23 protein-coding genes are annotated in these 25,600 nt (G+C 61.3%); 15 read left to right on the forward strand and 8 right to left on the reverse strand.

All coding sequences use genetic code 11. The features are described from left to right. Nucleotides 1-45: 45 nt before the first annotated feature. The 6 genes from KG698_RS01065 to miaA form a co-directional block, all read right to left on the reverse strand. Complete coding sequence (locus KG698_RS01065) at nt 46-2,163, reverse strand: ABC transporter ATP-binding protein (RefSeq protein ID WP_213683715.1); 2,118 nt, start codon at nt 2,161-2,163, stop codon at nt 46-48. Nucleotides 2,164-2,247: 84 nt separating this feature from the next. After that, a complete protein-coding gene (locus tag KG698_RS01070; protein ID WP_213683716.1) occupies nt 2,248-3,711 on the reverse strand; it encodes an ABC transporter permease in 1,464 nt (487 codons plus the stop codon). Between the two features lie 13 nt (nt 3,712-3,724). Further along, complete coding sequence (locus KG698_RS01075) at nt 3,725-4,813, reverse strand: ABC transporter permease (protein WP_213683717.1); 1,089 nt, start codon at nt 4,811-4,813, stop codon at nt 3,725-3,727. A gap of 137 nt (nt 4,814-4,950) precedes the next feature. Beyond that, on the reverse strand, nt 4,951-6,588 hold the full coding sequence (locus KG698_RS01080) for an ABC transporter substrate-binding protein (RefSeq protein ID WP_213683718.1): 1,638 nt from the start codon (nt 6,586-6,588) through the stop codon (nt 4,951-4,953). 244 nt (nt 6,589-6,832) lie between these two features. Further along, nucleotides 6,833-7,621, reverse strand: a complete 789-nt coding sequence (locus KG698_RS01085) for a helix-turn-helix domain-containing protein (RefSeq protein WP_213683719.1) — start codon at nt 7,619-7,621, stop codon at nt 6,833-6,835. Nucleotides 7,622-7,711: 90 nt separating this feature from the next. Next, nucleotides 7,712-8,578 (reverse strand): tRNA (adenosine(37)-N6)-dimethylallyltransferase MiaA, encoded by an 867-nt coding sequence (gene miaA / locus KG698_RS01090; protein ID WP_213683720.1) that lies wholly within the window; start codon nt 8,576-8,578, stop codon nt 7,712-7,714. A gap of 158 nt (nt 8,579-8,736) precedes the next feature. Here miaA and pyrH point away from each other — a divergent pair, with 158 nt between their 5' ends. The 13 genes from pyrH (at nt 8,737) to lpxB (ending at nt 20,947) form a co-directional block, all read left to right on the forward strand. Then, nucleotides 8,737-9,471 carry a UMP kinase gene (gene pyrH, locus KG698_RS01095; protein ID WP_213683721.1) on the forward strand — a complete coding sequence of 245 codons (735 nt, stop codon included), beginning with the start codon at nt 8,737-8,739 and terminating at the stop codon, nt 9,469-9,471. A 107-nt stretch (nt 9,472-9,578) separates the two neighbouring features. Next, nucleotides 9,579-10,145 (forward strand): ribosome recycling factor, encoded by a 567-nt coding sequence (gene frr / locus KG698_RS01100; protein ID WP_213683722.1) that lies wholly within the window; start codon nt 9,579-9,581, stop codon nt 10,143-10,145. 68 nt (nt 10,146-10,213) lie between these two features. Continuing rightward, nucleotides 10,214-10,930 (forward strand): polyprenyl diphosphate synthase, encoded by a 717-nt coding sequence (gene uppS, locus KG698_RS01105; protein ID WP_213683723.1) that lies wholly within the window; start codon nt 10,214-10,216, stop codon nt 10,928-10,930. Next, nucleotides 10,890-11,729, forward strand: a complete 840-nt coding sequence (locus KG698_RS01110) for a phosphatidate cytidylyltransferase (protein ID WP_367114014.1) — start codon at nt 10,890-10,892, stop codon at nt 11,727-11,729. The genes uppS and KG698_RS01110 overlap by 41 nt, the downstream gene beginning before the upstream one ends. 28 nt (nt 11,730-11,757) lie before the next feature. Continuing rightward, nucleotides 11,758-12,930: a 1-deoxy-D-xylulose-5-phosphate reductoisomerase gene (dxr, locus tag KG698_RS01115; protein ID WP_213683724.1), complete on the forward strand. Its 1,173-nt coding sequence runs from the start codon at nt 11,758-11,760 to the stop codon at nt 12,928-12,930. A gap of 7 nt (nt 12,931-12,937) precedes the next feature. Next, on the forward strand, nt 12,938-14,266 hold the full coding sequence (gene rseP / locus KG698_RS01120) for an RIP metalloprotease RseP (protein ID WP_213683725.1): 1,329 nt from the start codon (nt 12,938-12,940) through the stop codon (nt 14,264-14,266). Nucleotides 14,267-14,367: 101 nt separating this feature from the next. Further along, nucleotides 14,368-14,505, forward strand: coding sequence for a hypothetical protein (locus KG698_RS01125; RefSeq protein ID WP_213683726.1), 138 nt, complete (start codon nt 14,368-14,370; stop codon nt 14,503-14,505). 139 nt (nt 14,506-14,644) lie between these two features. Next, nucleotides 14,645-16,993 (forward strand): outer membrane protein assembly factor BamA, encoded by a 2,349-nt coding sequence (gene bamA, locus KG698_RS01130; protein WP_300982793.1) that lies wholly within the window; start codon nt 14,645-14,647, stop codon nt 16,991-16,993. Nucleotides 16,994-17,002: 9 nt separating this feature from the next. Next, complete coding sequence (locus KG698_RS01135; RefSeq protein ID WP_213683727.1) at nt 17,003-17,632, forward strand: OmpH family outer membrane protein; 630 nt, start codon at nt 17,003-17,005, stop codon at nt 17,630-17,632. Between the two features lie 71 nt (nt 17,633-17,703). Then, a complete protein-coding gene (gene fabZ / locus KG698_RS01140) occupies nt 17,704-18,183 on the forward strand; it encodes a 3-hydroxyacyl-ACP dehydratase FabZ (RefSeq protein WP_213683728.1) in 480 nt (159 codons plus the stop codon). Beyond that, nucleotides 18,183-18,986 (forward strand): acyl-ACP--UDP-N-acetylglucosamine O-acyltransferase, encoded by an 804-nt coding sequence (gene lpxA / locus KG698_RS01145; RefSeq protein ID WP_213683729.1) that lies wholly within the window; start codon nt 18,183-18,185, stop codon nt 18,984-18,986. The genes fabZ and lpxA overlap by 1 nt, the downstream gene beginning before the upstream one ends. Before the next feature lie 6 nt (nt 18,987-18,992). Next, a complete protein-coding gene (locus tag KG698_RS01150) occupies nt 18,993-19,769 on the forward strand; it encodes an LpxI family protein (RefSeq protein ID WP_213683730.1) in 777 nt (258 codons plus the stop codon). Next, nucleotides 19,766-20,947 (forward strand): lipid-A-disaccharide synthase, encoded by a 1,182-nt coding sequence (lpxB, locus tag KG698_RS01155; protein WP_213683731.1) that lies wholly within the window; start codon nt 19,766-19,768, stop codon nt 20,945-20,947. Before KG698_RS01150 ends, lpxB begins: the two co-directional genes overlap by 4 nt. On the opposite strand, the gene KG698_RS01160 is transcribed toward lpxB, so the two are convergent. Beyond that, nucleotides 20,944-21,414 (reverse strand): YbaK/EbsC family protein, encoded by a 471-nt coding sequence (locus KG698_RS01160; protein ID WP_213683732.1) that lies wholly within the window; start codon nt 21,412-21,414, stop codon nt 20,944-20,946. The two genes, lpxB and KG698_RS01160, sit on opposite strands and share 4 nt — an antisense overlap. 92 nt (nt 21,415-21,506) lie before the next feature. On the opposite strand from KG698_RS01160, the gene KG698_RS01165 reads away from it, so the two are divergent. Both KG698_RS01165 and KG698_RS01170 read left to right on the forward strand, forming a co-directional pair. Continuing rightward, nucleotides 21,507-24,302: a glutamine-synthetase adenylyltransferase gene (locus KG698_RS01165; RefSeq protein ID WP_213683733.1), complete on the forward strand. Its 2,796-nt coding sequence runs from the start codon at nt 21,507-21,509 to the stop codon at nt 24,300-24,302. Beyond that, a complete protein-coding gene (locus KG698_RS01170; RefSeq protein ID WP_213683734.1) occupies nt 24,302-24,586 on the forward strand; it encodes a hypothetical protein in 285 nt (94 codons plus the stop codon). Before KG698_RS01165 ends, KG698_RS01170 begins: the two co-directional genes overlap by 1 nt. On the opposite strand, the gene KG698_RS01175 is transcribed toward KG698_RS01170, so the two are convergent. After that, nucleotides 24,583-25,584 (reverse strand): GlxA family transcriptional regulator, encoded by a 1,002-nt coding sequence (locus KG698_RS01175; RefSeq protein WP_213683735.1) that lies wholly within the window; start codon nt 25,582-25,584, stop codon nt 24,583-24,585. The two genes, KG698_RS01170 and KG698_RS01175, sit on opposite strands and share 4 nt — an antisense overlap. Nucleotides 25,585-25,600 lie beyond the last annotated feature (16 nt).

A 25,600-nucleotide genomic window follows, 5' to 3' on the forward strand; every position in this document is an offset into this window, starting at 1 on the left:
GGCGCCATTGCCCTTGAGCAGGGCAGTGGCGTGACAGTAGCTTGATCACGCTTGATCGGGGATGGTGATCACCGGCTCCATCCGGGCCAAGATATCTTCGGCCAAATGGCATTTGATTTCATGGCCTTCCGCCATGCGGCGCATCGGCGGGATCTGGGTTTCGCACAGATTGCCCGGCACCTCTGCCTTCCAGCCACAGCGCGTCTGGAAGGGGCAGCCCGGCGGCGGGTTCATCGCCGAGGGGATATCACCCTCAAGCACGATATGCTTTTTCGTGACCTTGGTATCGGCGATGGGAACAGCCGACAAAAGCGCCTCGGTATAGGGGTGGTAGGGCGGGCTGAACACCTGATCGGTGGTGCCGATCTCGACCACATGGCCCAGATACATCACCATCACCCGGTCGCTCAGATAGCGCACGATGGACAGGTCATGGCTGATGAAGAGGAGCGTCGTCTTTTCGCGGCGCTGGATTTCCATCAACAGATCAGTCACCGCCGCCTGCACGCTGACATCAAGCGCCGAGACAGGCTCATCCGCCACCACAATGCGCGCGCCACCCGCAAAGGCGCGTGCGATGCCAACGCGCTGCTTTTGCCCGCCGGATAGCTGGCGCGGCATGCGGTCGGCAAAGGCCCGCGGCAGCTTGACCAGATCGAGCAGTTCCAACATGCGCGCGCGCCGCGCGGCGTCGGAGGTGCCGATCCCAAAAACTTCAAGCGCACGCATGATCTGGCGGCCCACGCTCATCGAGGGGTTGAGCGTGTCGAAGGGATTTTGAAACACCATCTGGATCGACGACACCGTGCGCGTGTCGCGCTTTTCGATGGCGATATCTTGGATCTCGCGCCCATCGAGAAGTACGGTGCCCTCAGTCGCCGTTTCCAACCCCATCAGCACCTTGGCCAAGGTGGATTTGCCACAGCCCGACTCGCCCACAATGGCCAATGTCTCGCTTTCGCGCGCCTCGAAGCTGAGGCTTTCATTGGCTTTCACCACCCGCTTTTCGCCGCGCCCGAACAAGGCGCTGGCCGCAACCTCGTAGTATTTCTTGAGGTTGTCGACCTTGAGGACGACATCGCCTTTGACCGTGGCCTGTTGTTCCTCGCGCAAAGCCATGGGCGCGTCCCAGTCGATTTCGTCCAGCCGCAAACAGCGGCTTTGATGGCGGTCGCCATGCGCGATATCGGCCATAGCGATATGGCCGGCGTCGCAGCGCCCCGCTTCGAAATAATCGCAGCGCGGCCCGAAATTGCAGCCCGGCGGGCGTTCATGCGGCAGCGGGAAATTGCCGGGGATCGCACGCAGGGGCCGTGTCGTCTTATCCGCACCGGGAAGCGGGATAGAGCGGAACAGCGCTTGCGTATAAGGGTGGCGCATCTCGTCAAAGACATCCGAGATGGCGCCTGTCTCGACCGCCTCGCCCGAATACATCACGCAAATCCGGTCGCAGGTTTCCAGCACAAGCCCAAGGTTGTGGCTGATAAACAGCATCGATGTGCCGTATTTCCGGCCCAGATCTTTGACCAGATCGACCACTGCCGCCTCGACCGTCACATCCAGCGCGGTGGTGGGCTCATCAAGGATCAAGAGAGAGGGTTTCGACATCAAGGCCATGGCGATCACGATGCGCTGCTGCTGGCCGCCCGAAAGCTGATGCGGGTAGGAGCGCAGCATCCGCTCGGGGTCGGGCAGGCGGACATCGCTGACCATCTCAAGCGCGCGCGCCCACGCCTCTTTCTCCGAGATCCCTTCGTGGATCATCGGCACTTCCATCAACTGTTGACCGATCCGCATGGCCGGGTTGAGCGAGGCCATGGGTTCTTGATAGATCATCGCGATCTCACGGCCGCGAATGGCGCGCAACTCCTCTGCGCTCATCGCGTTCAGATCACGGCCTTTGTATTTGATCGTGCCACCGACCACGCGGCCATTGACGCCCAGATCCTGCATCACGCCCAATGCGACGGTGGATTTGCCACATCCAGACTCGCCCACCAGCCCCATCGCCTCACCCGGCATGACGGCGCAGGAGAAATCCATCACGGCGGGGATTTCACGCAGCCGCGTGAAAAAGGAAATCGACAAATTGGCGATTTCAAGGATGGGGCCATCATAGGTATCAGGCACAATCGCCGTAGCCTCTGGGGTCTGGTCAAGCATTCTTGCGCTCCTCCAAGGGGCGGCAACAAATCTTCGTACGAAGATTTGTCGCTGTGCGAACTTTCGTACGAAAATTCGGCATCATCAGTCCTTCAGGCTTTCTTCGCGCAAGCCATCAGCGAGTAGGTTGAGGCCAAGCACAAGGCTCATCAGGGCAAGGGCAGGGGGCAGCGCTGGATGGGGGTAAATCGTCAAAAGCCGCCGCCCCTCATTGATGGTCGACCCCCAGTCGGGGCTTTCGGGGCTGACGCCCAGACCGAAAAAGCCCAAGGTGCCGAGCAGGATGGTCGTATAGCCGATGCGCAGGCAGAAATCGACGATCAGCGGCCCGCGCGCATTGGGCAAGATCTCCCATAGCATGATGTACCACGGGCCTTCGCCACGGGTTTGCGCGGCGGCAACATAATCGCGGGTTTTGATATCGAGGACCATGCCGCGCACGATCCGAAACACCGTCGGGCTGTTGACGAAAACGACCGAGACAAAGACGATCAGCAAGTTCCCCGGCACATCGAACAGGTCCAGCGCCTTGGGCCAGAGGCGGAACAGGCGGGGCAAATCCGGGTCGGATGCATCCGAGATCAATGACATATAGGCGATCCCGCCCACACCGACGCAGATCGCCACGATGATATTTCGCAGGCCGGGCTGGGTGCGATAGCGCGAATTGAACAAGATCACCAAGAACAAGATCGGGAATAAGAACAATACCATCGACAGGTAGTTGGGGATGCCTGCCGCCACGATCTCGGGCGTGACAAGAAGGTAGAACAGCAAGATCACCGGGAATGCCAAGACCAGATTGGCGAGGAAGGTCACACCGATATCAAGCTTGCCGCCGAAATAGCCCGCAGGCACCCCAAGGGTGATGCCGACCATGAAGGCAAACAAGGTCGCAAGTGGCGCGATCTTCAGCACCTCGAAGGCACCATAGATCATGCGACTAAACACGCAGCGCCCCAGATTGTCACCGCCAAGCAGGTAATAGACATATTGCCCCTCGCGCGGGGCGGGCAACACACTGCCCGGAAGTTCGTTGCGCATTTGGCTGATGACATCGATGGGCCCATGCGGCGCGATGCTTTGCACGAAGACCGCCGCAAAAACCCAAAACATCACCAGTCCGAAACCGGTCATGCCGATGGGGCTGTCGAAAAGCTTACCATATAGCCCAAGGCGACGCTTGAAGCTGATCGAAAGCGCAAAAAGCACCACAAGCCCGATCCAGACAGGGGTGAGCCGCGCGGCCATGGCGCCGATGATCCCCGATCTTTGCGGATCGTTCAAAACAACGCCGCCGATGATATGGCCGATAAAGACCAGCAAGACCACCAGCACCGCATAGCGCATCGTCATCAGCGAATAATCGACTGGTCCGCGCCGGAGGGTAAGCGAATGATCGGCATTGATCACCATCTCGCCGGGGCGCATGCCGCCCAAGCTGAGCGCGATATTGACCACGAAGGCGGCCATAAACACGACCACCGCCGCAAGCAGGATCGGGTTGAGCAAGAGACCGATTTCGCCGGACCATGACAGGGGTTCCATCTGTCCGTCCTCCTCAGGATATGCGGATACGCGGGTTCAGATAGACATAGCCGATATCCGAGATCAGCTGTGTCACCAAAACCACGAAGACGGCCACGACCGAACAGGCCAGCAGCAATTCAATGTCATTGTTCGACGCGGCCTGAACCAAGGTCCAGCCAAAGCCGTTATAGTTGAACAATGTCTCGACGATCACCACACCGGTCAAAAGCCATGGGAATTGCAGCATGATGACCGTAAAAGGCGCGATCAGCGCGTTTCTGAGCGCATGCTTGAGCACGATATTGCGAAAGCTGACCCCTTTGAGACGGGCCGTGCGAATATATTGCGCTGTCATCACCTCGGCCATGGAGGCGCGCGTCATCCGCGCGATATAGCCCATGCCGTAAAAGGCGATGGTCATCACCGGCAAGGTGAAGTTCCAGAAATTCGGCCCATCCATCGCGCTGCGCGCCGAGCCAAGAAACAAGGTGCCGCTTTCAAGCCATCCCCATTGCACCAGCAAGGGCGAAATCCCCGTCTGGGACGAGGCCAAAAGCACGATGAAAATCACCCCTGATACATATTCCGGCGTCGCCGTCGTGCCGATGGAGAAGGTGGACAAGACACGATCCGTTCGGCTGCCCTCGCGCATGCCGGCCAGAACGCCGACCAAAAGCGCCGATGGCACGATCACGGCAAAGGCCCAGAACATCAACACGCCGGTCAACGCCAAGCGGCCACCGATGATATTGGCCACTTCGTCATCCGAAACGGTGGAATGGCCCAGATCGCCTTGCAAAAGCCCGCAATAGCGCGGCGCATCCTCGGGCGATCCGCCTTTCTCGAAGCAACGGCCGCGCCATTCCTGCGCCAGCTCGTCATAGCGCACCCAGCCCGGCACCACGCCCAGCCATTCGCCGTAGCGCATCACCAAGGGCCCGCCATAGCCGTTGCGATCAAGCCACGAGATCACCTCGGCATCGCTCATGCGGGCGTTGCCTTGGGTCTTGGCCAATTTCTCAAGATTTGGGGCAAGATTGGTAAGAAAAAACACCACAAACGTCAGGCAAAGCGCCGTCAAGATCATGACGCCAAAGCGGCGCAGGATGAAAAATGCCATTCGTCGCTGTGTCCTTGCCGAGAGGGTCGCCAGATCGCGCCGCGCGCGGCTGGACGGTCCCACATATGGGTTGGTTCAGGCAGCCGGGGCCGAGGACCGGGGCGACCTTTGGGCCGCCCCGGCAATTCAGGTGCAGATCAGGAGGCAAGCCCCAGATGATGCACGTTGATCTCGAACTTGGGATGCATATCGGCGTTCAAGACACCCTCGCGATAGTGGCGGAACAGCGAGCGCCAGAACGGGATGAAGGTCACCGCTTCTTCTTGCATGATCTGCTGCAAGCGGGCCGTCACCACGCGGCGGGCATCGGCATCCTGAATGCCGTTTGCCTGAACGAGAAGGCTGTCGAACTCGGCATTCGAAAAGCCGGTCTCGTTCCATGCCACGCCTGAGCGATAGGCAAGGTTGAGGATCTGCACACCCAGCTCGCGATGGTTCCACTCGGTCGCCGAGAAGGGATAGTTCAGCCAGTCGTTCCAGAAGGTCGAGCCGGGTAGAACTTCGCGCGTGACGGTCATGCCGGCATCGCGCATCTGTGCCGCGATCGCGTCACAGGTGAAGCGACCCAAACCATCGTCGAGCGACACAAGCGTGAACTCATGATCAGCATGACCCGCTGCAGCAAGGCGTGCCTTGGCTGCGGCCTTATCGACCACCATGGGGGGCAGTTCGGCATATTCCGGGTGGATCGGGCAGACATGGTGGTTTTCGCCGACCGTGCCTTGACCGTTGATGCCCAGCTCCAGCACCGCCGACAGATCAACCGCTTCCAGCATAGCGCGGCGTACCTCGACATTGTCGTAGGGGGCGTTCAGCTGGTTGGGGCGGACGACGATGGTGGCACCTGTGGTGACGTCGGACTGGTTCCAGCCCACGGCCGAGAACAGGTCGACGAATTCGCCGACCGTTTGATAGGTCATGTCGAATTCACCCGCCTCGGCGCTGGCAAACCATGCCGCCGGGTCGGTCCCCAGATCGACGAAGGTGACCTCGTCGAGATAGGCATTGCCCCAATAGGCGTGATCGGTATTGCGCTCCAGACGGCACGAAATGCCGACTTGGTAGTCGGCGATCTTGTAGGCACCCGTGCCCACGCCGTGATCAAGCGGGTTGGTGCCGATCAAATCGCGGTGCTGGATCGCGCCGGGATAGTCGGCCATGCCGGGCACCAGCGTGATGTCGGGGGCGGGCAGGTTGATCTGCACGGTCAGCGGGTCGACGACGACCACGCCGCCATCGCGCGCCTTGCCGGTGTTGGCATCGACCAGACCGCCCATGCGCGCGGCCATCGAATTGCCCTCGACCGTGCTGTCGCACCAACCGACGAAGTTGGCGGCCACATCCTCGGCGGTGAAATCATCGCCATTGTTCCACTTGACGCCCGGACGCACGCGCAGCGTGTACTGGGTCGCATCGGCATTGGCCTCCCAGCTTTCGAGCAGAACGCCCGAGAACGACCCGTCGCGATTGTATTCGATCAGGTATTCCAACAGGCCCCGGGTGACATTGCCCAATTCGGACCAATCGAAGGTGCGCGGATCTTTCAGTGCCAACACGCCTTGCTGGATGCGCAGCTTACCGCCCATGGGCGGGGTGGCACGCTGTGCCATGGCAGGCTTGAGCCCGATCATGGAATAGGCCGCTGCCGCTGAAACACCCAGCGCCGTCGCGCGCACCAGGAATTCGCGCCGGTTCATTTGACCCGCTTTGTATTCGCGGGCGTACATTTCCGCGACCGGATGTGTCGTCCGCGTTCCGCCGGAATGGTCAATCATATGTCTTCTCCCTGTGTCGTTTCTCTGGCTGGCTAAGATGCCGCCCATTTTGCCCGCGGCGACACCAAATATGTCAGCCATCGGATACCCGCATTCCGCGGTTTTTCTTGCGTTGCGTCAATCACAAGTTGTGATCAACCTTGGGCCGTTCCCGACCCAGCCCTGATCAAAAACGACATGGACCCTGATCGCAACCCCTTGTTCACTTTTTTTTCAACAGATCGAGTCGCACGGAGGCTTGGCCTCAGCTGCCTTGGCGATATGTGATTGGGGTTTTGCCCGTCGCTTGCTGAAAGGCGCGGGTGAAATAGGGCGCCGATGAAAAGCCCAATGTTTGGGCAATCTCGCGGGCGGGCATATCGGTGTCACGCAAGAGCCGCCGCGCCTCGTGAATGATCCGCTCATTGAGCAGCGCAAGCGCTGGCCGTCCGGCGGCATCGCGACACACACGCGACAGATGGGTGGGCGTCACGCCCAGCGTTTGGGCATAATCGGCCACGCCAGCGCCGCTACGAAACCGCGCCTCGACCGCATCGGCAAAGGCTTCGGCCAAGCGATGTGACCCTTCGCGCAGCGCCAAACCATTGTCACCTTGCGTCTCGCGCGTCATCCATGCCGAGATCAGCAGCCCATAACCCATCAAGGCGCGATCCATGGCCAGGGCTTGCGCGTTCAACTCGCGCTCGGCCCTTTCCAGATGGCCGGTCAGGCTGGCCTGTCCCTCGATTGTCGCGACGCGCCGCTGAAACGGGGTTTGCGGCATGCCAAGCCCGTTCTCCGCCGGAAGGGCGAATTCGATCCCCTGCAGCTGCGCTGGAAGCTCAATCGCCATTTGCGTGCCTGCGGGCAGAAAGATTGCCGTGTTCGGCCCATAGCCGCGCGTGATGCCACGGATCGTGACCCGGCCTTGTCCCCGCGTGATCCAATAGAGGCGATGGAGCGGCTGGCTATGCAGCAGCTCGAGCCGCCACGCATCCTTCATGCGCAGCTTGCCAAGCGAGGTGATGCGAAAGCCATGGGCTGAGTCGGTCATGCCGAAAGGCTGGGCTGGATGTCTGATTTATGCAACCCGTCAGGGGGCCAGCCCTTTGATTGCGCGAAAGGTGTCGGTTTTGTGAAATCGTCACACCACACTGGGATCGATGCCACGCCACGCCCCCATCCGCGCACGAAACCATGTGCGCTGACGCTTGGCATATTGGCGTGACGCGGTGATGGCCGCATCGCGGGCTGCATCAAGACTGCACTCACCGCGCAGATGGGCGATCAGTTCGGGCGCGCCAATGGCCCGCATCGACGGTAAGGCTGGCGTCCAATGGGGCAGGTTGGCCGCGACCTCGTCAAGCGCGCCATTTGCGAGCATCAGATCGAAACGCTGTGCGATGCGCGTATTCAGCCATTCAACCGGCGCATCCAGCACAAGCGCCCTGCAGCTTGCAAGCGGCAGCAGCGGTGCTGGCGTCTCGGCCTGCCATGCGGCAAGCCCTTTTCCTGTGGCGTGCCACACCTCCCATGCGCGCTGCACGCGGGCGCGATTGTTGAGGTCGATCCCTTGGGCGGTTGCGGGATCAAGCGCCGCGATCATTTCGGCCAGTGACAAGCGATCAGCGGTGGCGCGGATATCGGTCGGGGTGGGCGGGATATCGGCCAAACCTTCGGTCAACGCGCGAAAATAAAGCCCCGTGCCGCCCACGATGATCAGGCGCGGCCCGCCCATCAGCGCCGCCACTTCACGCAGCCAGTGGCCCACGGAATAGGGCGCGTCCCATGCGACATGGCCATAAAGGTGATGCGGAGTTGCCGCTAGATCGGCGTTATCGGGGCGCGCGGTCAAGACGCGCCAATTTTCATAGACCTGCAAGGCGTCGGCATTCACGATGATCCCACCTTGCGCCTGCGCGATGCGAAGCGCCAAGGCGGATTTGCCCGAAGCGGTCGGACCCGCGATCAAGACCGGGCGATCATCAGGGATGGTTTTCAAGTCAATCAATGTGTTGCTCTGTGACGTTCATGTTCGCGTCATGGTGACGTTAGGTGCGTGTGGTCTGTGTCGTGGCTGTAAGGGGCGTTGAACCCTGTCCGATTTTAGACCATGGTGCGCCGCGCGCAATGCGCTGTGGTCTATGTCCCATATCAAGGAGCCCTCCCATGTCCGATAGCCCAACCGCACCGGCCGATGCCCGCTATAGTCGGGTGATGTTGAAAATATCGGGCGAGGCGTTGATGGGCGATCAGGGATACGGCCTGCATCCGCCGACGGTCGAGCGCATCGCGCGCGAGGTGAAATCGGTCCATGATCTGGGCGTTGAGATCTGCATGGTGATCGGCGGCGGCAACATCTTTCGCGGCCTGCAAGGCAGCGCGCAAGGCATGGAGCGGACCACCGCCGACTACATGGGGATGCTTGCGACCGTGATGAATGCGCTGGCGATGCAATCCTCTCTGGAATCAATCGGTGTCTTCACCCGCGTGATCAGCGCCATCACCATGAACGAGGTGGCCGAGCCTTATATTCGCCGCCGCGCGATCCGCCATCTTGAGAAAAAGCGCGTCTGCATCTTTGCCGCCGGCACCGGTAACCCTTATTTCACCACCGATACGGCCGCCACCTTGCGCGCATCCGAGATGGATTGTCAGGCGATCTTCAAGGGCACCAAGGTCGATGGTGTCTATGACAAAGACCCCAAGAAACACCCCGATGCCAAGCGTTACGAAACCGTGACCTATGATGAGGTTTTAGCCCAGCACCTTGGGGTGATGGATGCCTCGGCCATTGCGCTGGCGCGCGAGAACAGCCTGCCTATCATCGTGTTCAGCCTTGATGAGCCGGGCGGGTTCAAGGGGATCTTGGCCGGGCGCGGCACATATACAAAAGTGTCTTGAACGCCACCGCGGGCGATTGACTTGGCATGACTGGCACTTGGGTTCTGGAAAACGCGCACAGCTTTGGGTAAGAGCGTCGCCAACAGGAGCGATAAAGGGCCGAGCAGATGGCAGAAGACGAACTTGACATCGACCTTGATGATCTGGCGCGGCGTATGGATGGCGCATTGGCGGCCTTGCGCACGGAATTTGCCTCGCTCAGGACTGGGCGCGCATCGGCCAGCATGTTGGAACCTGTCATGGTCGATGCCTATGGGCAGATGACGCCGATCAATCAGGTGGGCACCGTCAACGTGCCGGAACCACGCATGGTCACGATCAATGTCTGGGATCGGGGCCTTGTCGGCAAGGTCGAGAAAGCCATTCGTGACAGCGGCCTTGGCATCAACCCGCAGCTCAACGGCACGATCATCATGTTGCCGATCCCCGAGTTGAACGAAGAGCGCCGCCGCGAATTGACCAAGGTCGCCGCGCAATATGCCGAGCACGCCCGCGTGGCCGTGCGCAATGTCCGCCGCGACGGCATGGACCAGATCAAAAAAGCCAAGACCAAGGGCATGTCCGAGGATGATGTGAAGCTTTGGGAGGAAGAGGTGCAGGAATTGACCAATGGCCATATCGCCAAGGTCGATGCAGCCCTTGAGACAAAACAGGCCGAGATCATGCAGGTCTGATCAAATGGCCCTAAATGGGCCATTTTCTTATCGTTCTGTTTGTCTTTCCGGTATTAGGATTTTCACAAATGTCGCAGGCCGCCAAACATCCGCATCACGTGGCCATCATCATGGATGGCAATGGCCGTTGGGCGCAGATGCGTGGGCGGCCCCGCTTGCTTGGCCATCATGCAGGTGCGCGCCGGGTCAAGGAAATCGTGCGCGCCTGTCCTGATCTGGGTGTGCGTTACCTGACGATCTTTGCCTTTTCGACCGAGAACTGGAAGCGCACCCAGACCGAGGTGGCCGGTCTGATGCGACTGTTCAAGCGCTATATCCGGCGCGAGGCCAAGGCGCTGTTCGAAGAAAATGTGCGCGTGCGCTTCATCGGTGATCGGGTGCGGCTTGAACCTGCGCTTGTCGATCTGATGGATGGGCTGGAGTTGATGACGGCGGGCAATACCGGCACCAATCTGACCATCGCGCTCAACTATGGTGGCCGTGATGAGGTGACACGCGCCGCACGGCGATTGGCGCATGATGTGGCGATGGGCAAGCTTGATCCACGCGCCATCTGTGATGAAACCTTTCCGCGCTATCTTGATACTTATGTGCTGCCTGATCCCGATCTGGTGATCCGCACCTCGGGCGAGGCGCGGATTTCCAATTTCTTGCTCTGGCAATCCGCTTATGCGGAATATGAGTTTATCGACACGCTCTGGCCCGATTTCACCCCGGCTGTCTTTGCCCAAGTCATCGGCCGCTTTGGCCAGCGCGAACGCCGCTTTGGCGCGGTCATGGCCTGAGGATAGATTGGCCTTCGCCCGCGATAGCTTTTCCGATTTGGCCACGCGCATGGTCACGGGTGGCGTGCTGGCTTTGGTCGGTCTTGCGGCGGTCTGGGCCGGGGGCTGGTGGTTTACCGCGCTTGTCGTGATCTTGGTCGCCACCTTGGTCTGGGAACTTGTCCGGATGCTGGGTGGTGCGGGGCAGGGCGCGGTGATGCTGGGCCTGCTTGCTGGTGCGGCGATCTTGGCGACCAAGCTTGCACCGCTTGCCATTGCGCTGATCTTGGCACTCTGCGTGCCTTTGGCGGCGATGGTCATGCTGGCGCGCCACAGGCGGTTATTCGTGTTGACCATCGTGATGATCCTGATGGCCGGGGTCGGGTTGATCATTCATCGCGACAGCTTTGGCCTGACATGGATGATGTGGCTGGTGCTGGTGGTCGTCGTGACCGATATCTTGGGCTATTTCGCGGGGCGCTTGATCGGTGGGTCCAAGTTCTGGCCAGCGGTCAGCCCCAAGAAAACATGGTCGGGCACCATCGCCGGTTGGATTGGGGCGGCCATTGTCGGCTGGGTCTTCATGGCGGTGACAGGTGTCGGGGCTGAACTGGTCGTGATTTCGGTCGCGTTGAGTGTGGCCAGCCAAATGGGCGATATCGCGGAATCCGCGCTCAAGCGACATATGGGCGTCAAGGACAGTTCCAACCTTTTGCCCGGCCATGGTGGCGTCTATGATCGTTTTGACGGGCTGCTTGGGGCGGCCTTTGTTTTGGTGATTGTCGAGACTGTGACCGCGTTTCCGCCGCCCCTGCTTTGATTGCCCAGCGAATGAAAAGAAGGGGCCTATGCGCAGCATTTCTATTTTCGGCGCGACCGGATCGATTGGGCAAAACACCGTCGATCTGATCGCGCGCGCGCCGGATGCCTACCGGGTGGTGGCCCTCACGGGTGGGGCCAATATCGCCAAGTTGGCCCAAGATGCGATCCGGCTAAGGGCCGAGGTTGCCGTCACCGCCCATGCCGACCGCTTGGAGGATTTGCGCGCGGCCTTGGCCGGTACCGGCATCATGGCCACCGCCGGAGAGGCCGCCTTGATCGAGGCCGCCGACCGCCCCGTCGATTGGGTGATGTCAGCCATCGTGGGGGCCGCAGGGCTTGCGCCGGGGTTTCGCGCGCTGCGCCATGGTGGGACACTTGCTTTGGCCAACAAGGAAAGCCTTGTGACCGCAGGCCCGCTTTTACTGGCCGAGGCGCGCGCGCATGGCGCCACGATCCTGCCCGTCGATAGCGAACATTCAGCCGTGTTTCAGGCGCTGGTGGGCGAAGATATCGCCGCGGTTGAGCGGATCATCATCACCGCCTCGGGCGGGGGTTTGCGCGATTGGCCGCTCGCGGCTTTGGCATCGGCCACGGTCGCGGATGCAGGGGCGCATCCCAATTGGGCAATGGGCCAACGCATCACCATCGACAGCGCGTCCATGTTCAACAAGGGGATGGAGCTGATCGAGACGCGCGAGTTTTTCGGGGTAGAGCCTGCGCGCATCGAAACGGTGATCCATCCGCAATCGCTGATCCATGCGCTTGTGGGGTTCAATGACGGGGCGCTGATGGCCCATCTGGGCGCGCCCGATATGCGCCATGCGATTGGCTATGCGCTCAACTGGCCGGACCGGCGCCATTTGCCTGTCGCGCGCCTCGATCTGGCGCAGATCGCGACATTGGAGTTCCGCGCCCCCGATCCCCAACGCTATCCCGCTTTGGCAATTGCGCGCGCTGTCATGGAAACGCGTGGGCGCGCAGGGGCCGTGTTCAACGCCGCCAAGGAGGTGGCGCTTGATGGTTTCATCGCCGGACGGATCGGCTTTATGGATATGGCAACGGTCGTGGAACAGACGCTTGACGAAATAACGTCGCAGCTTCGCCTCGGTTCTTCCATGTCGACCCTTGAGGATGTGGCGATGACCGACCACATGTCACGACAGGTGGCATGGGCACAGATCACAAAGATGGAGCGTTAAGCACCCGATGGAATTCATTCCCCAGTTCGGCAATCTTGCCTTTACGATTGCGGCCTTTATCGCGGCCCTGTCCATCATCGTCGCAATCCATGAATATGGGCATTACATCGTGGGCCGCTGGTCGGGCATCCATGCCGAGGTGTTCTCGATCGGCTTTGGCCCGATTTTGCTCAGCCGCACGGATCGGCACGGCACGCGCTGGCAAATCGCGGCGCTGCCATTCGGGGGCTATGTGAAATTCTTGGGCGATGCCGATGCCGCCAGCGGCAAGGATGGCGCAGCGATTGATGCGCTGGATATGGCCGAGCGGCGGCGCTCGATGCATGGCGCGCCGCTATGGGCGCGCGCGGCCACCGTGGCGGCGGGGCCGGTGTTCAACTTTATTTTCTCGATCTTGATCTTTGCGGCTGTCTTGTTTGTCAGCGGACGGCCCGCCGAGGCACCGCGCGTGGGCGCGCTGACACCGCTGCCGTCCGAGATGGCGCAGCTTGAACAAGGCGATCTGATCTTGGCCCTTGATGGCCAGCCGGTAAGCGAATTTGGGGATGTCTTTACCATTGCCCAAGACCTCGCGCCGCAGCCAAGCCTGATTTATACTGTCGCGCGAAATGGGCGCGAGATGCAGGTCGAGGCGGCCTTTCCCCTGATCCCGCTGGTCGCATCCGTTGCGCCGCAATCGGCGGCCTTTGCGGCTGGTTTGTTGCAAGGCGATGTGATCCGCGCGATTGACGGCGCGCCCATCTATGCCTTTCGCCAGTTGCGCGATGCAGTCGCCCAAGCCGAGGGCACGCCGCTCACGCTGTCGATCTGGCGCGCGGGCGAAGAGATTGCCGTCACGCTCGTGCCGCGCCGCACCGACCTGCCGCTGGCCGAAGGCGGGTTCGAGACACGTTGGCTGATCGGCGTGACGGGTGGCTTCAGCTTTGAGCCCGAGCGCGAGGCTGTTGGGCCGTTTGCCGCCATTGGATATGGTGCCGAGCAAACCTTGTTTGTCGTGCGTTCATCGCTTTCGGGGCTGTGGCACATGATCACCGGGGCGATTTCATCTTGTAACCTGCAAGGACCAATCGGCATTGCCGAAACCTCTGGTGCGGCGGCAAGCCAAGGGATCGATAATTTCATCTGGTTTATCGCGGTGCTGTCCACGGCGGTGGGGCTGTTGAACCTGTTCCCGATCCCTGTGCTTGATGGGGGGCATCTGGTGTTTCACGCCTATGAGGGTGTCACGGGCAAGCCGCCTTCGGACAAGGCGATGCGGGTTTTCATGACCATGGGGCTCACACTTTTGTTGTCCTTGATGCTCTTTGCCCTGACCAACGACATTTTCTGCCCCTGACGCGCAGCGCGCAGGGAGTGTCGTTGGTTTTCCCTCGCGCTGCCCCAGCATTGCCATAATGCAGGGCGAGGGTTGTTCCATCGTTCAACATGGAGCATGCCATGAAACTGCTGATGGAAGGCACACGCAGCATGTCGTTGCTGGTCTTGTTGAACACCGACCGTTTTGTGATGCCGATCTTGATCATGACAGCGCTGTTTGTGGCAGGCGCACTATTTGACTACCCCAAGGATTTTTGAGCGATAGGTTGCGCAGTCTGACCAATCTTGGGGCCAATGGGCCCTGTTTTTAGCTGACCCCTTTATGTGTTCGTTTTGACAACCAACCGACCCTCCGCTAGGCAAGATAGGTCTGCTGGGAAATTTGGGGTTGGATGAGATGAGTCGGCATGTCCTGTTTTCGCCGTCGCCTGTGATGCGTCAGTTCATCGGCGCTTTGCGATTTCGATCCCTATCCGCACTGTTTGCCGTGCTTTTGATCATCTCAGGCAGTTTGATCGTGGCCTCGGCCAGCGCCCAGACATTCAGCTTTTCCCGCTTCGATGTGGTGGGCAATGCCCGCATCAGCGATTCTGCCGTTCTGACCTACGCGGCGATCACACCCGGCAGCACGGTCTCGGGTGCGCAGGTCAATGACGCGCTGCAACGGTTGCAAAACACCGGCCTGTTCGAGACGGTCGAGATCACGCCGCGCGGCAATACGCTGGTCATCAGCGTGCAAGAATACCCCACGATCAATATCATCTCGATTGAGGGCAATGAACGGCTTGATGACGATGCGCTTTTGCCGGTGATCAGTTCGACGCCGCGTCGCACCTATTCGCCCAGCGTGGCCGAGCAAGACGCCAACGCCATCGCCGAGGCTTACCGCCTGTCAGGTCGCCTGACCGCCACGGTGACGCCGCGCATCATTCGGCTGGCCGACAACCGCGTCAATCTGGTCTTCGAGATTGCCGAGGGCCGCGTGGTCGAAACCGAGCGGATCAGCTTTGTGGGCAACCGCGCCTATTCTGATCGCCGCCTGCGCCGTGTGCTGGAAAGCACGCAAGCCGGGCTTTTGCGCCAGATCATTCGCCGCGACACCTTTATCGCCGAGCGGATCGCGCTTGATCGTCAGCTTTTGTCCGATTTCTACCTTGATCGCGGCTATGTCGATTTTCAAATCCTGAGCGTGACACCGGAACTGGCGCGCGGACGCGATGCCTATTTCGTCACCTTCAACATGCGCGAGGGCCAAAGCTTTTCCTTGGGCGCGGTGTCGACCACCTCTGAGATCCCCGAGGCGGATGCCGCCCAATATCAAGAGATCATCCGCATCCGGTCGGGCCAGACCTATAGCCCGCGCCTGATTGAGACGACGATCAGCCGGATGGAGGCGCTGGCCACCCAGCAAGGCTTGCGCTTTGTCCGGATCGAGCCGCGCATCACCCGCAACGACGAGGCGCGCACGCTGGATGTGGAGTTTTTGATCCGTCGCGGTGAACGCGTCTTTGTTGAACGCATCGATATCGAGGGCAATGTGACGACGCTCGATAGCGTGATCCGGCGGCAGTTCACCACGGTCGAGGGCGACCCGTTTGATCCGCGCGCGATCCGGCAAGCCGCCGAGCGTATCCGCGCCACCGGCTTTTTTGCCGATGTCGATGTCGAATCCCGCCCCGGCACATCGGCTGATCAAATCATTGTCGATGTCGATGTCGAAGAGCAACCGACCGGCACCTTGGGCTTTTCGGCCAGCTTCTCGACCGATACCGGGCCGGGCCTTGCGGTGAACTTTGCCGAGGCGAATTTCCTTGGCCGCGGTCAGTCGTTGGATTTCGGCTTTAACACAACCGATGGCAGTCGCGCTTTCAACCTATCCTTCACCGAGCCTGCTTTCTTGTCGCGCGATCTCGAGCTGGGGCTGAGTGCCTTTTACACCGAGACCACCGATCAAAACCGCGATTTCGACACGCTGGATATCGGCCTGCGCACCAGCCTTGGTTTTCCCGTCAGCACCTTTGGCCGGGTAAACACCTATTTCGGCGTTCAACAAAACGAGATTTCGGGATTGGTGGCTGGACGCAGCTCTCCCATCTTGTTTGCCGAACAAGGTGATCGCGCTTTGGCCTTTGTAGGCATGCAATATGCCTATGACACGCGCGATGGAGGTCTTGATCCCACGCGCGGTGTGCGGCTGCAATTCGGCGTGGAATATGCTGGTTTGGGGGGCGACACCGACTATCTACGCGCCACATTCCTTGGCATCGCCGAGCAAAAGATCCTGCGCGAGGATGTGACCCTGCGCGCGAGCTTTGAGGGCGGCGCGCTTGAGATGCTGGGCGGCACGAACCGCTTGTCTGATCGCTTCTTCCTGTCTAGCCGCCAGATGCGGGGCTTTGATGCATTCGGGATCGGTCCGCGCGATATTGCTGCCACCAACCAAGATGCGCTTGGCGGTAATTTCTTCTCGGTCGCACGTTTCGAGGCGGCATTTCCATTGGGCCTTCCTGACGAATACGGCATCTCGGGCGGCATGTTCTATGATGTCGGCACGGTCTGGGGCCTTGATAACAAAGCCGGGGCGTCAACCGTGGATGATGGTCAGCATTTGCGCTCATCTGTCGGTGTGTCGATTTTCTGGGATACGGCCATCGGGCCTTTGCGCTTCAATTTCTCTCGCGCGCTTGATTTCGAAAGCTACGACCGGACCCGCGATTTCGATCTGACCGTCGAGACGCGGTTCTAAGGGCGCGATATGCGCAGCCGCTCCTTTATCGGCACCTGTCTGGCGCTGGTGCTTTACGTGGTGCCGCCGGTCGCGATTGCGCAGTCCGAGGGTACATCAGCGGCACCATCTGATGGGGTTTCGAACCCCATCGCGATCATCGATCAAGACCGGCTCTTGAGCGGGTCGCGCTATGGCCAACGGATGGGGCAAGAGATCGAAGCAGCAGGCGCAGCCCTTGTTGCCGAGAACCGGCGCATCGAAGGGCAGTTGACCGAGGAAGAACTGCGCCTAACGGCACAGCGCGCAAACATGGATGCCGACGCGTTCCGCCCCTTGGCCGAAGAGTTTGATGCCCGTGTCGAAAGCATCCGTGCCGCACAAGAAGCTAAAAGTCGCGCCCTCCAAGCACAGGCCGAGGCGGCGCGTGCCGCTTTTTTCGAATTGGTCTTTCCGATCCTTGTCGATCTGATGCGGATGCGCGGTGCGGCGGTCTTGATGGACAATCGCGCGGTGCTGCTGTCGGCCGAAGGGATCGACATCACCGATGCCGCGATTGCGCGGATTGATCGCGAAATCGAGGACGGCGGTGATGCGCCGCTGATCGATCTTGATGGCACCACACGGCTGCCCCCTCAGACCGAGGGAACAGCGCCATGACCCGGTCGCTTGCCGCATGGGCGGCAAGTTGATACCAACCTCCAAAGCCTGCATTCAATACCCGAGGACACATGACGGCAGATACGCCCACAACCGCCGATATCGCGCTGATCCAGCGGATCATCCCGCATCGCTATCCGTTTCTCTTGGTGGATCGCGTGCGCGATATCGTGCCTTTTCAATCGGCGGTCGGGATCAAGAACGTCACGATGAACGAGCCGCATTTTCAGGGCCATTTCCCCGGCGCGCCGATCATGCCCGGCGTCACCATCGTCGAGGCGATGGCGCAAACCGCCGCGGTGATGATCGGGGTGTCCGCCGATTTGGCCGATAAGAACCTGCTCGTCTATTTCATGGGCATTGATGGCTGTAAATTCCGCCGCAAGGTGGTGCCGGGCGATATCGTCGAGATGCATCTCACCACGCTGCGCGGCAAGCCCGGTGGCAAGGTGTGGAAGTTCGGTGGACAGGCTTTTGTCGAGGGTGACTTGGCCGCAGAGGCCGAATTTACCGCGATGATGGACCTAGGTGCAGCGCAAGGGGCCGCATGATGGGGATCGATCCCAGCGCAGTTATCCATCCCATGGCCGTGGTCGAGGCAGGGGCCAGTATCGGCCCCGGTTGCGTGATCGGGCCGTTTTGCGTGGTTGGGGCCGAGGCGCGCTTGGCCGCCGATGTGACGCTCAAATCCCATGCGGTCGTGACCGGCTGGACCGAGATCGGCCAAGGCACCGTGATCTTTCCCTTCGCCAATATCGGAGATGTGCCGCAAGACCTGAAATATAGCGGTGAGAAAACCCGGCTGATCGTGGGCAAGCGCAATCGCATCCGCGAGGGTGTGACGATGAACACTGGCACCGAAGGCGGCGGTGGCATCACCCGTGTCGGCGATGACGGGCTGTTCATGGCAGGTGCGCATGTCGCCCATGACGCGCAGGTGGGTGATCGGGTGATCATGGCCAATAATGCCGCTGTGGCGGGCCATTGCATCATATCCGATGACGTCATCATCGGGGGGCTGTCAGGCGTGCATCAATTCGTGCGCATCGGCAAGGGTGCCATCATCGGTGCCGTCACCATGGTGACCAATGATGTCATCCCCTATGGTTTGGTGCAGGGGCCGCGCGGCATGCTTGATGGTCTGAACCTCGTGGGGCTCAAGCGGCGCGGTGTGGCGCGCGAGGATATCATGGCGCTGCGCGCCGCCTTTCAAGCCTTGGCGCAGGGGGATGGCGCGTTTCAAGATCGCGCCAAGCGGCTGCTCGATGATGTGGCCGGGCAATCGCGCTATGTGCGCGATATCGTCGATTTCGTGCTGGGCGAGAGCGACCGATCCTTTCTCACGCCGGGCTAGAGGATCATGGGCAGGCGCGCCATCATCGCGGGGGCAGGGGCGCTGCCCTTGCTGGTTGCCGCGGCCGGGCCTGCGATGGTCGTACGCTTCGCGGATGCGCCGGGCGGCACGGAGGGGGCTGATCTGGTCGCACGGTTCGAGCGATTGGGCGCGCTGTTCACCGATCTCAAATCACATGGTGTGGATGAGCTCTGCCTTGCCGGTGCCATGCGGCGGGTTGGCTTTGACCAAGCACGCTTAGACGCTGAGACCAAAGCGCTCTTGCCAAGATTGGCCGATGCGATGGGGCAAGGCGATGATGCGCTGTTGCGCAGCATTGTGGCGATCTTCGAGGAGCAGGGTTTTACCATTCGCGGCGCGCATGAATTGCGCCCCGATCTGGTCGCGCGTGCGGGCAATCTGTGCGGACAGGCCATCGCAAGCGCCGATGCAGCGCGCGCGCGCGCCGTCCTTGCCGCCATTGGTCCGCTTGATGTGGGGCAGGCGGCGGTGGCAGCCAAGGGCCAAATCCTTGGGATCGAGACCTTGCAAGGCACCGATGCGCTGTTGCGCTTTGTGGGCGACACAATGCCAGCATCGGGCGGCATCTTGGTCAAGCGCGCCAAGCCGGGACAAGATCTGCGCGTCGATATGCCGGCCATTGGCCCTGACACGGTCGCGCTTTGCGCGCAGGCGGGGCTGAAGGGGATCGAGTTGCAGGCAGGTCACGTTCTGTTGCTTGACGCCGATGCGGTGCGCGCAGCATGTCTAACGCACGACATCAACCTATGGGCGGTGCCATGACGCTGCGGCTTTTCTTGGTGGCGGGTGAGCCCTCGGGCGACAGGCTAGGGGCCGCGCTGATGGCTGGGATCAAGGCACTGACCCAAGGCCCGGTCAGCTTTCACGGCATCGGTGGCCCCTTGATGCAGGCCGAGGGTTTACAGACGCTTTTCCCGATGGAGGAGTTGTCGGTCATGGGGCTGACCGAGATCTTGGCCAATTACCACCGCCTATCGCGCCGCGTGGATGAGACCGCTGCCGCGGTGCAGGCCATGGCCCCTGACGCGCTGATCACGATTGATATCCCAGAGTTTTCCTTGCGCGTTGCCGCGCGCGTCAAGGCGGCTCTGCCTGATCTGCGCACCATCCATTACGTCGCCCCCACGGTCTGGGCATGGCGGCCGGGACGGGCCAAGAAAATGGCCAAATCCGTCGATCATGTGCTTGCCCTTTTGCCCTTCGAGCCGCCCTATATGGAAGCCGCTGGCATGAGTTGCGATTTCGTGGGCCACCCGGTTGTGACCGAAGAACAGGCCACCGAGGGCGAGATTGCGGCGTTTCGGGCCAAGTATCTGCGGGACGAGGGGCCGGTGATCCTTGTGCTTCCCGGCTCGCGCCGCTCTGAGGTCGAGCGCTTGATGCCGATCTTCGGCGCGGCGCTGCGCGATGTTTTGGACCGTCACCCAGATGCGCGCATCGTACTGCCAGCGGCACCTGCCGTGGCGGGAATTGTCGCCGCACGTATCAAGGATTGGCCGGGCAATCCCATCATCCTCGACCCACGCGGGGTGGCGCTTGATGATTTCGCCGCCGAGAAACGCGCGGGTTTTGCCGTGGCCGATATCGCGTTGGCCGCTTCTGGCACTGTCAGCCTCGAGCTTGCCGCAAGCGACACGCCGATGGTTGTCGCCTATAAGATGAGTTGGCTCAGCCAAAAGCTGATCGGCGCATTGCTGCGGGTCGATACCGTGACGCTGGTCAATCTGGTGACCGATAGCCGAACGATCCCCGAATTTCTTTCTGAGAACTGCCGCCCCGCGCCGATTGCGGCGGCGATGAACCATCTGATGGAAGATGAGCGCGCGCGCCTTGATCAGCTTGACGCCATGGCGCAGACGATGCGGCGCTTGGGTCGCGGGGGCGAGGCACCTTGGCTGCGCGCGGCGCGGTCGGTGCTGGCGCAGATCGGCGCGCTCTAGCGGGTGAAATCGGCCAAGATCGCGCCGGACAGTTCCAGCAAACGCTGGGGCGCGATGCCAAAGACATGGCGCGGCGTGCCAGCGGCCGCATAGACCAGATCGAAATCCAACAGCCGCCGGTCGAACCATGCCCGGATCGGGATCAGATGCCCAACGGGGGCCACACCGCCGATGGCAAAGCCCGTTTGCGCCCGGATCAGATCGGCATCCGCCTTGCCCAAAGCCTCGCCCGCCAGCGCGCTGGCCTTGGCGGTATCGACCTGATTGCCGCCCGCCGTGATGAAAAGCACAGCGTCGCCTGTCGCCTCGGCGCGGAAAATGATGGATTTGGCGATCTGGTCCACGCCGCAACGGGCCGCGCGCGCCGCATCCTCGGCGGTGCGGGTGCCCTCGGCCATTTCGACGATTTGGCTTTCGACATCGGCTGCGCGCAGCGCATCCGCGACCCGTTTCAGACTTTTCGACATATCGGCACGTTCCCCTGTTGCCCCTTGATCTCAGGGCCGCGCGCAATGTGCAAGCCGTTGACCACGGGGGGCAAGCGGGCCTATTTCGGGCCATGAGCTTTGCATCGCGCCTGACCCGCCATCCCATCCCCTTTAGCACCGCCCGCGGTGAGGAGGGCTGGGCCATGCTTGACGGTGTCGATGCGGCCTTGCACCCGCTTATCACGGGCACGGCAGGTTCATCGCCGTATTTGTCGGGGCTGATCCTGCGCGAGGCGGCTTGGCTGTCTGAAGCTTTGAACGCCGCACCCGAAGACAGCATCGCCGCGCTGATCGTTGAGGCCGCGCGCCTTGATCACACCACGCTTGATCACGGGTTACGCCAGCTCAAACGGCGCGCGGCGCTGGTGGTGGCGCTGGCCGATCTGGGCGGGCTCTGGCCCTTGCACCAGGTGACGCAGGCCTGGACCGATTTTGCCGATGCTTGCCTAAATGCGGCGCTGATCACCCATGTCGGGCTTGAGGCACGGCGCGGCAAGATCCCCGGCATGACCGAGGATGATGCCCATCGCTTTGGCGCGGGCATGGTCGCGCTGGCGATGGGCAAGATGGGCGCGGGGGAGTTGAATTATTCCTCTGATATCGATCTGATCTGTTTCTTTGATGATGATCGTTTCGATCCCGCCGATGCGATGGAGGCGCGCGCGGCCTTTATCCGCGCAACCCGCCGCATGGCGGCGTCCCTCTCGGATACGACCGATGAGGGTTATGTGTTTCGTACCGACCTGCGGCTGCGCCCTGATGCGAGCGTGACGCCGGTTTGTATCTCGCTCACGGCGGCGGAACGCTATTACGAGGCCGAAGGGCGCAGTTGGGAACGCTCGGCCTATATCAAGGCGCGGCCAGCGGCGGGTGACATTGCAGCGGGCGCAAGGTTTCTGGACACGCTTACCCCCTTTGTCTGGCGCAGGCATCTGGATTTCTCGATGGTGCAAGACACGATCGACATGCGGCAGAAAATACGTGATCATAAAGGGTTGCACGGCAATCTTAAACTCGAAGGTCACAATATGAAACTCGGCGCGGGCGGCATCCGCGAGATCGAGTTTTTCGCCCAAACCCGCCAACTTGTCGCCGGCGGCCGTGATCTGAGCTTGCGCAAGCGGCGCACGGTCGACGCGCTTGGCGCGCTTGCCGCGGCGGGTTGGATCGGAGCGGATGTGGCGGAAGAATTGACCGATCACTACACCCATCACCGCGAGATCGAGCATCGCATCCAGATGATCGACGATGCGCAAACCCATGATTTGCCCAAATCCGCCGAAGGTTTTGCCCGCCTTGCCCATCTGTGCGGGACGGATGATATCACGGCCTTCCGCGCGGGGCTTGCGCAGCGCTTGGCCCGCGTGGAGGAGATGTGCGGCGACCTGTTCCAACCGGGCAAAGCGGGTGGCGGCGATGTGGCAGTGCCGCCTGAACAGGCCGAGATTGTGGCCCGTTGGCCCACATATCCTGCGCTACGCTCCGAGCGGGGGCATGCGATCTTTGCCCGCCTTAAGCCAGAGCTTTTGCGCCGGTTTCAGCGCGCCGCGCGCCCCGATGAGGCGCTGCTGAACTTTGATAGCTTTCTCAAGGGGCTACCCGCTGGTGTGCAACTGTTTTCGCTGTTCGAGGCGAACCCCAGCCTTGTTGATCTGATTGTCGATATCTGCGCCACAGCGCCCGGTCTGTCGCTTTACCTGTCGCGCCACGCAAGCGTGTTGGATGCGGTGCTGGATGGGCGTTTCTTTGCACCTTGGCCGGGAACACAGTCGCTTCAGGCCGAACTTGCGGCGGTTTTGGCGGGCTCTGGATTTGAGGGCCAGCTTGATCAGGCGCGGCGTTGGCAGAAGGAATGGCATTTCCGGATCGGCGTGCATCAGCTCCGCGCGCTGATCGACGAAGAGGCCGCGATGGCGCAATATACCGATCTGGCCCAAGCCGTGCTTGGCGCGCTCTGGCCTGTGGTTTGTGACGAGATCGCGCGCCGTCACGGCCCGCCGCCGGGGCATGGCGGCGTGGTCTTGGGCATGGGCAGTTTGGGTGCCGGGCGGATGAGCGCGGGCTCTGATCTTGATCTGATCGTGATCTATGACCCTGCCGATGTCGAACAAAGTGCAGGGCCACGCCCCCTTGATCCGCGCGGCTGGTATGCCAAGGCGACCAAAACACTGATCACAGCGCTGTCTGCACCCACCGCTGCGGGCACGCTTTACGCGGTCGATATGCGGCTGCGCCCGTCGGGGCGACAAGGGCCGGTGGCCACGGCGATCACGGCGTTTGCGCATTATCAGCGCACCGAGGCATGGACATGGGAGCATATGGCGCTGACACGCGCGCGTACCATGGCGGGCCCAGCCGATCTTTGCGACCGGGTGGAAGAGGTTCGCCGCGCGGTCATTGCCGACAAGGCCGATCCGGCCAAGGTGCGGGCGGATGCGGCCGAAATGCGCGCGCGCCTTGCCGCCGCCGGGCGCGCGGGCAGCACATGGGCGATCAAAGAGGGGCAGGGCGGGCTGCAAGATATCGAATTGCTGGGTCAGGCCGTCGCCTTGGCCAGCGGATCGGATGCGCGCGCTACGGCCGCACAATTGGCCCATGCGCCTGATCTGGGCTGGCTTGATGCCGAACAGTCCACCGCGTTGATCGCCGCGCATGGGCTTTTCGCCCGCGTGCAGGCGGCAACCCGGCTTTTGACGGATAGCGCGGTTGACCCAAGCGCCATCGGCGAAGGGGGGCGCGAATTCTTGGCGCGTGTCGCGGATGCGCCCTCGGCTGACGCGCTTGCAGTGGCATTGGACGAAAAGCGCGCCTATATCGCCAAGATGATCGACGCCGTGCTTGGCGCCGCCCCGCGCAAGGAACCGTGATGTCGCCTGAAAAACCCGCCGCCGACCCGATTGATCCCAAGGGTCTGATCCGCGAATCTTTTCGGATCGATGGGATCACCGATGGGGAATGCCGCTCGATCTTTGTGGATTGGGCGCTCAGCGTGTCGGGCGCTGACCCGCGCGAGGCGATTACAGCGCTGCTTGCGCGCTATGCGGATGCCCCCGCCGCCCATCCGATGCTTGCCGTTCTGCGCGCAGGGTTGGATGCCAGCCCCAAGGGTGGTCGGCGTGGCGGGCGCGCGGCGCGTGTCGCTCAGGGTTAATCGCGCGGCTTGCTGCCATGGGTGCCACGCTCACGATAGGGCGTGGTGGCGTAATGGGCGCGGTAGCATTTCGAGAAATGCGAGGGTGAGGCAAAACCGCAAGCCAGCGCGACATTGATCACGCTCATATCGGTTTGCATCAGCAGGTTGCGCGCCTTGCCCAGCCGCAATTCCATGTAATAACGCTTGGGGCTGCGGTTGAGATAGCGGCGAAACAGCCGCTCAAGCTGGCGGGTCGACATATCGACATCGCGCGCCAGTGTCGCGGGGCTGATCGGTTCTTCGATGTTTTGCTCCATCATCCGGATCACTTGGCCAAGCTTGGGGTGGCGCACGCCGATCCGCGTCGGGATCGAGAGGCGCTGTGTGTCCTGATCGGTGCGGATCGAGGTATAGATCAGCTGATCGGCCACCAGATTGGCCAGATCCTCGCCATGATCATCGGCGATGATCTTGAGCATCAGATCGATCGAGGCGGTGCCGCCCGCCGTGGTAATGCGGTTGCCGTCAATAACAAAGACGGATTTCGTCAGCGTCACATCCTCGAATTCTTCGATGAAGCTGTCTTGGTTTTCCCAATGGATCGTGGCGCGCTTGCCATCGAGAAGCCCGGCCTTGGCCAGCGTGTAGCCTGCCGTGCAAAGCCCGCCAATCGTGGCCCCTTTGCGCGCCTCGCGGCGCAGCCAGTTGAGCATCTTTTTCGAGGTGGCCGAGGCCACATCGATACCGCCGCACACAAGCACCGTGTCATCGCGGTTGATCTCGGGGAGGTCGCAATCAAGCTTAAAACCGATGCCCGCCGAGCACCACGCCACATCGCCACCTTCACCAGCCAATGTCCATGTATAGAGTTGCTTGCCAGACATGCGATTGGCGATCCGCAACGCCTCGACGGCGCTGGAAAAGCATAGCATGGTGAATTGGTCCAACAATATGAAGACATATTGCTTGGGGCCGATTTGATCTGGCATTTGCGGTCTCGTCTTGGCACGGCTCATGTCGCGCGGTTGCGCG

The sequence above is a fragment of the Roseicyclus sp. genome (genome assembly GCF_018402035.1).
In the GTDB taxonomy this organism is placed as follows: Bacteria; Pseudomonadota; Alphaproteobacteria; order Rhodobacterales; family Rhodobacteraceae; genus Roseicyclus.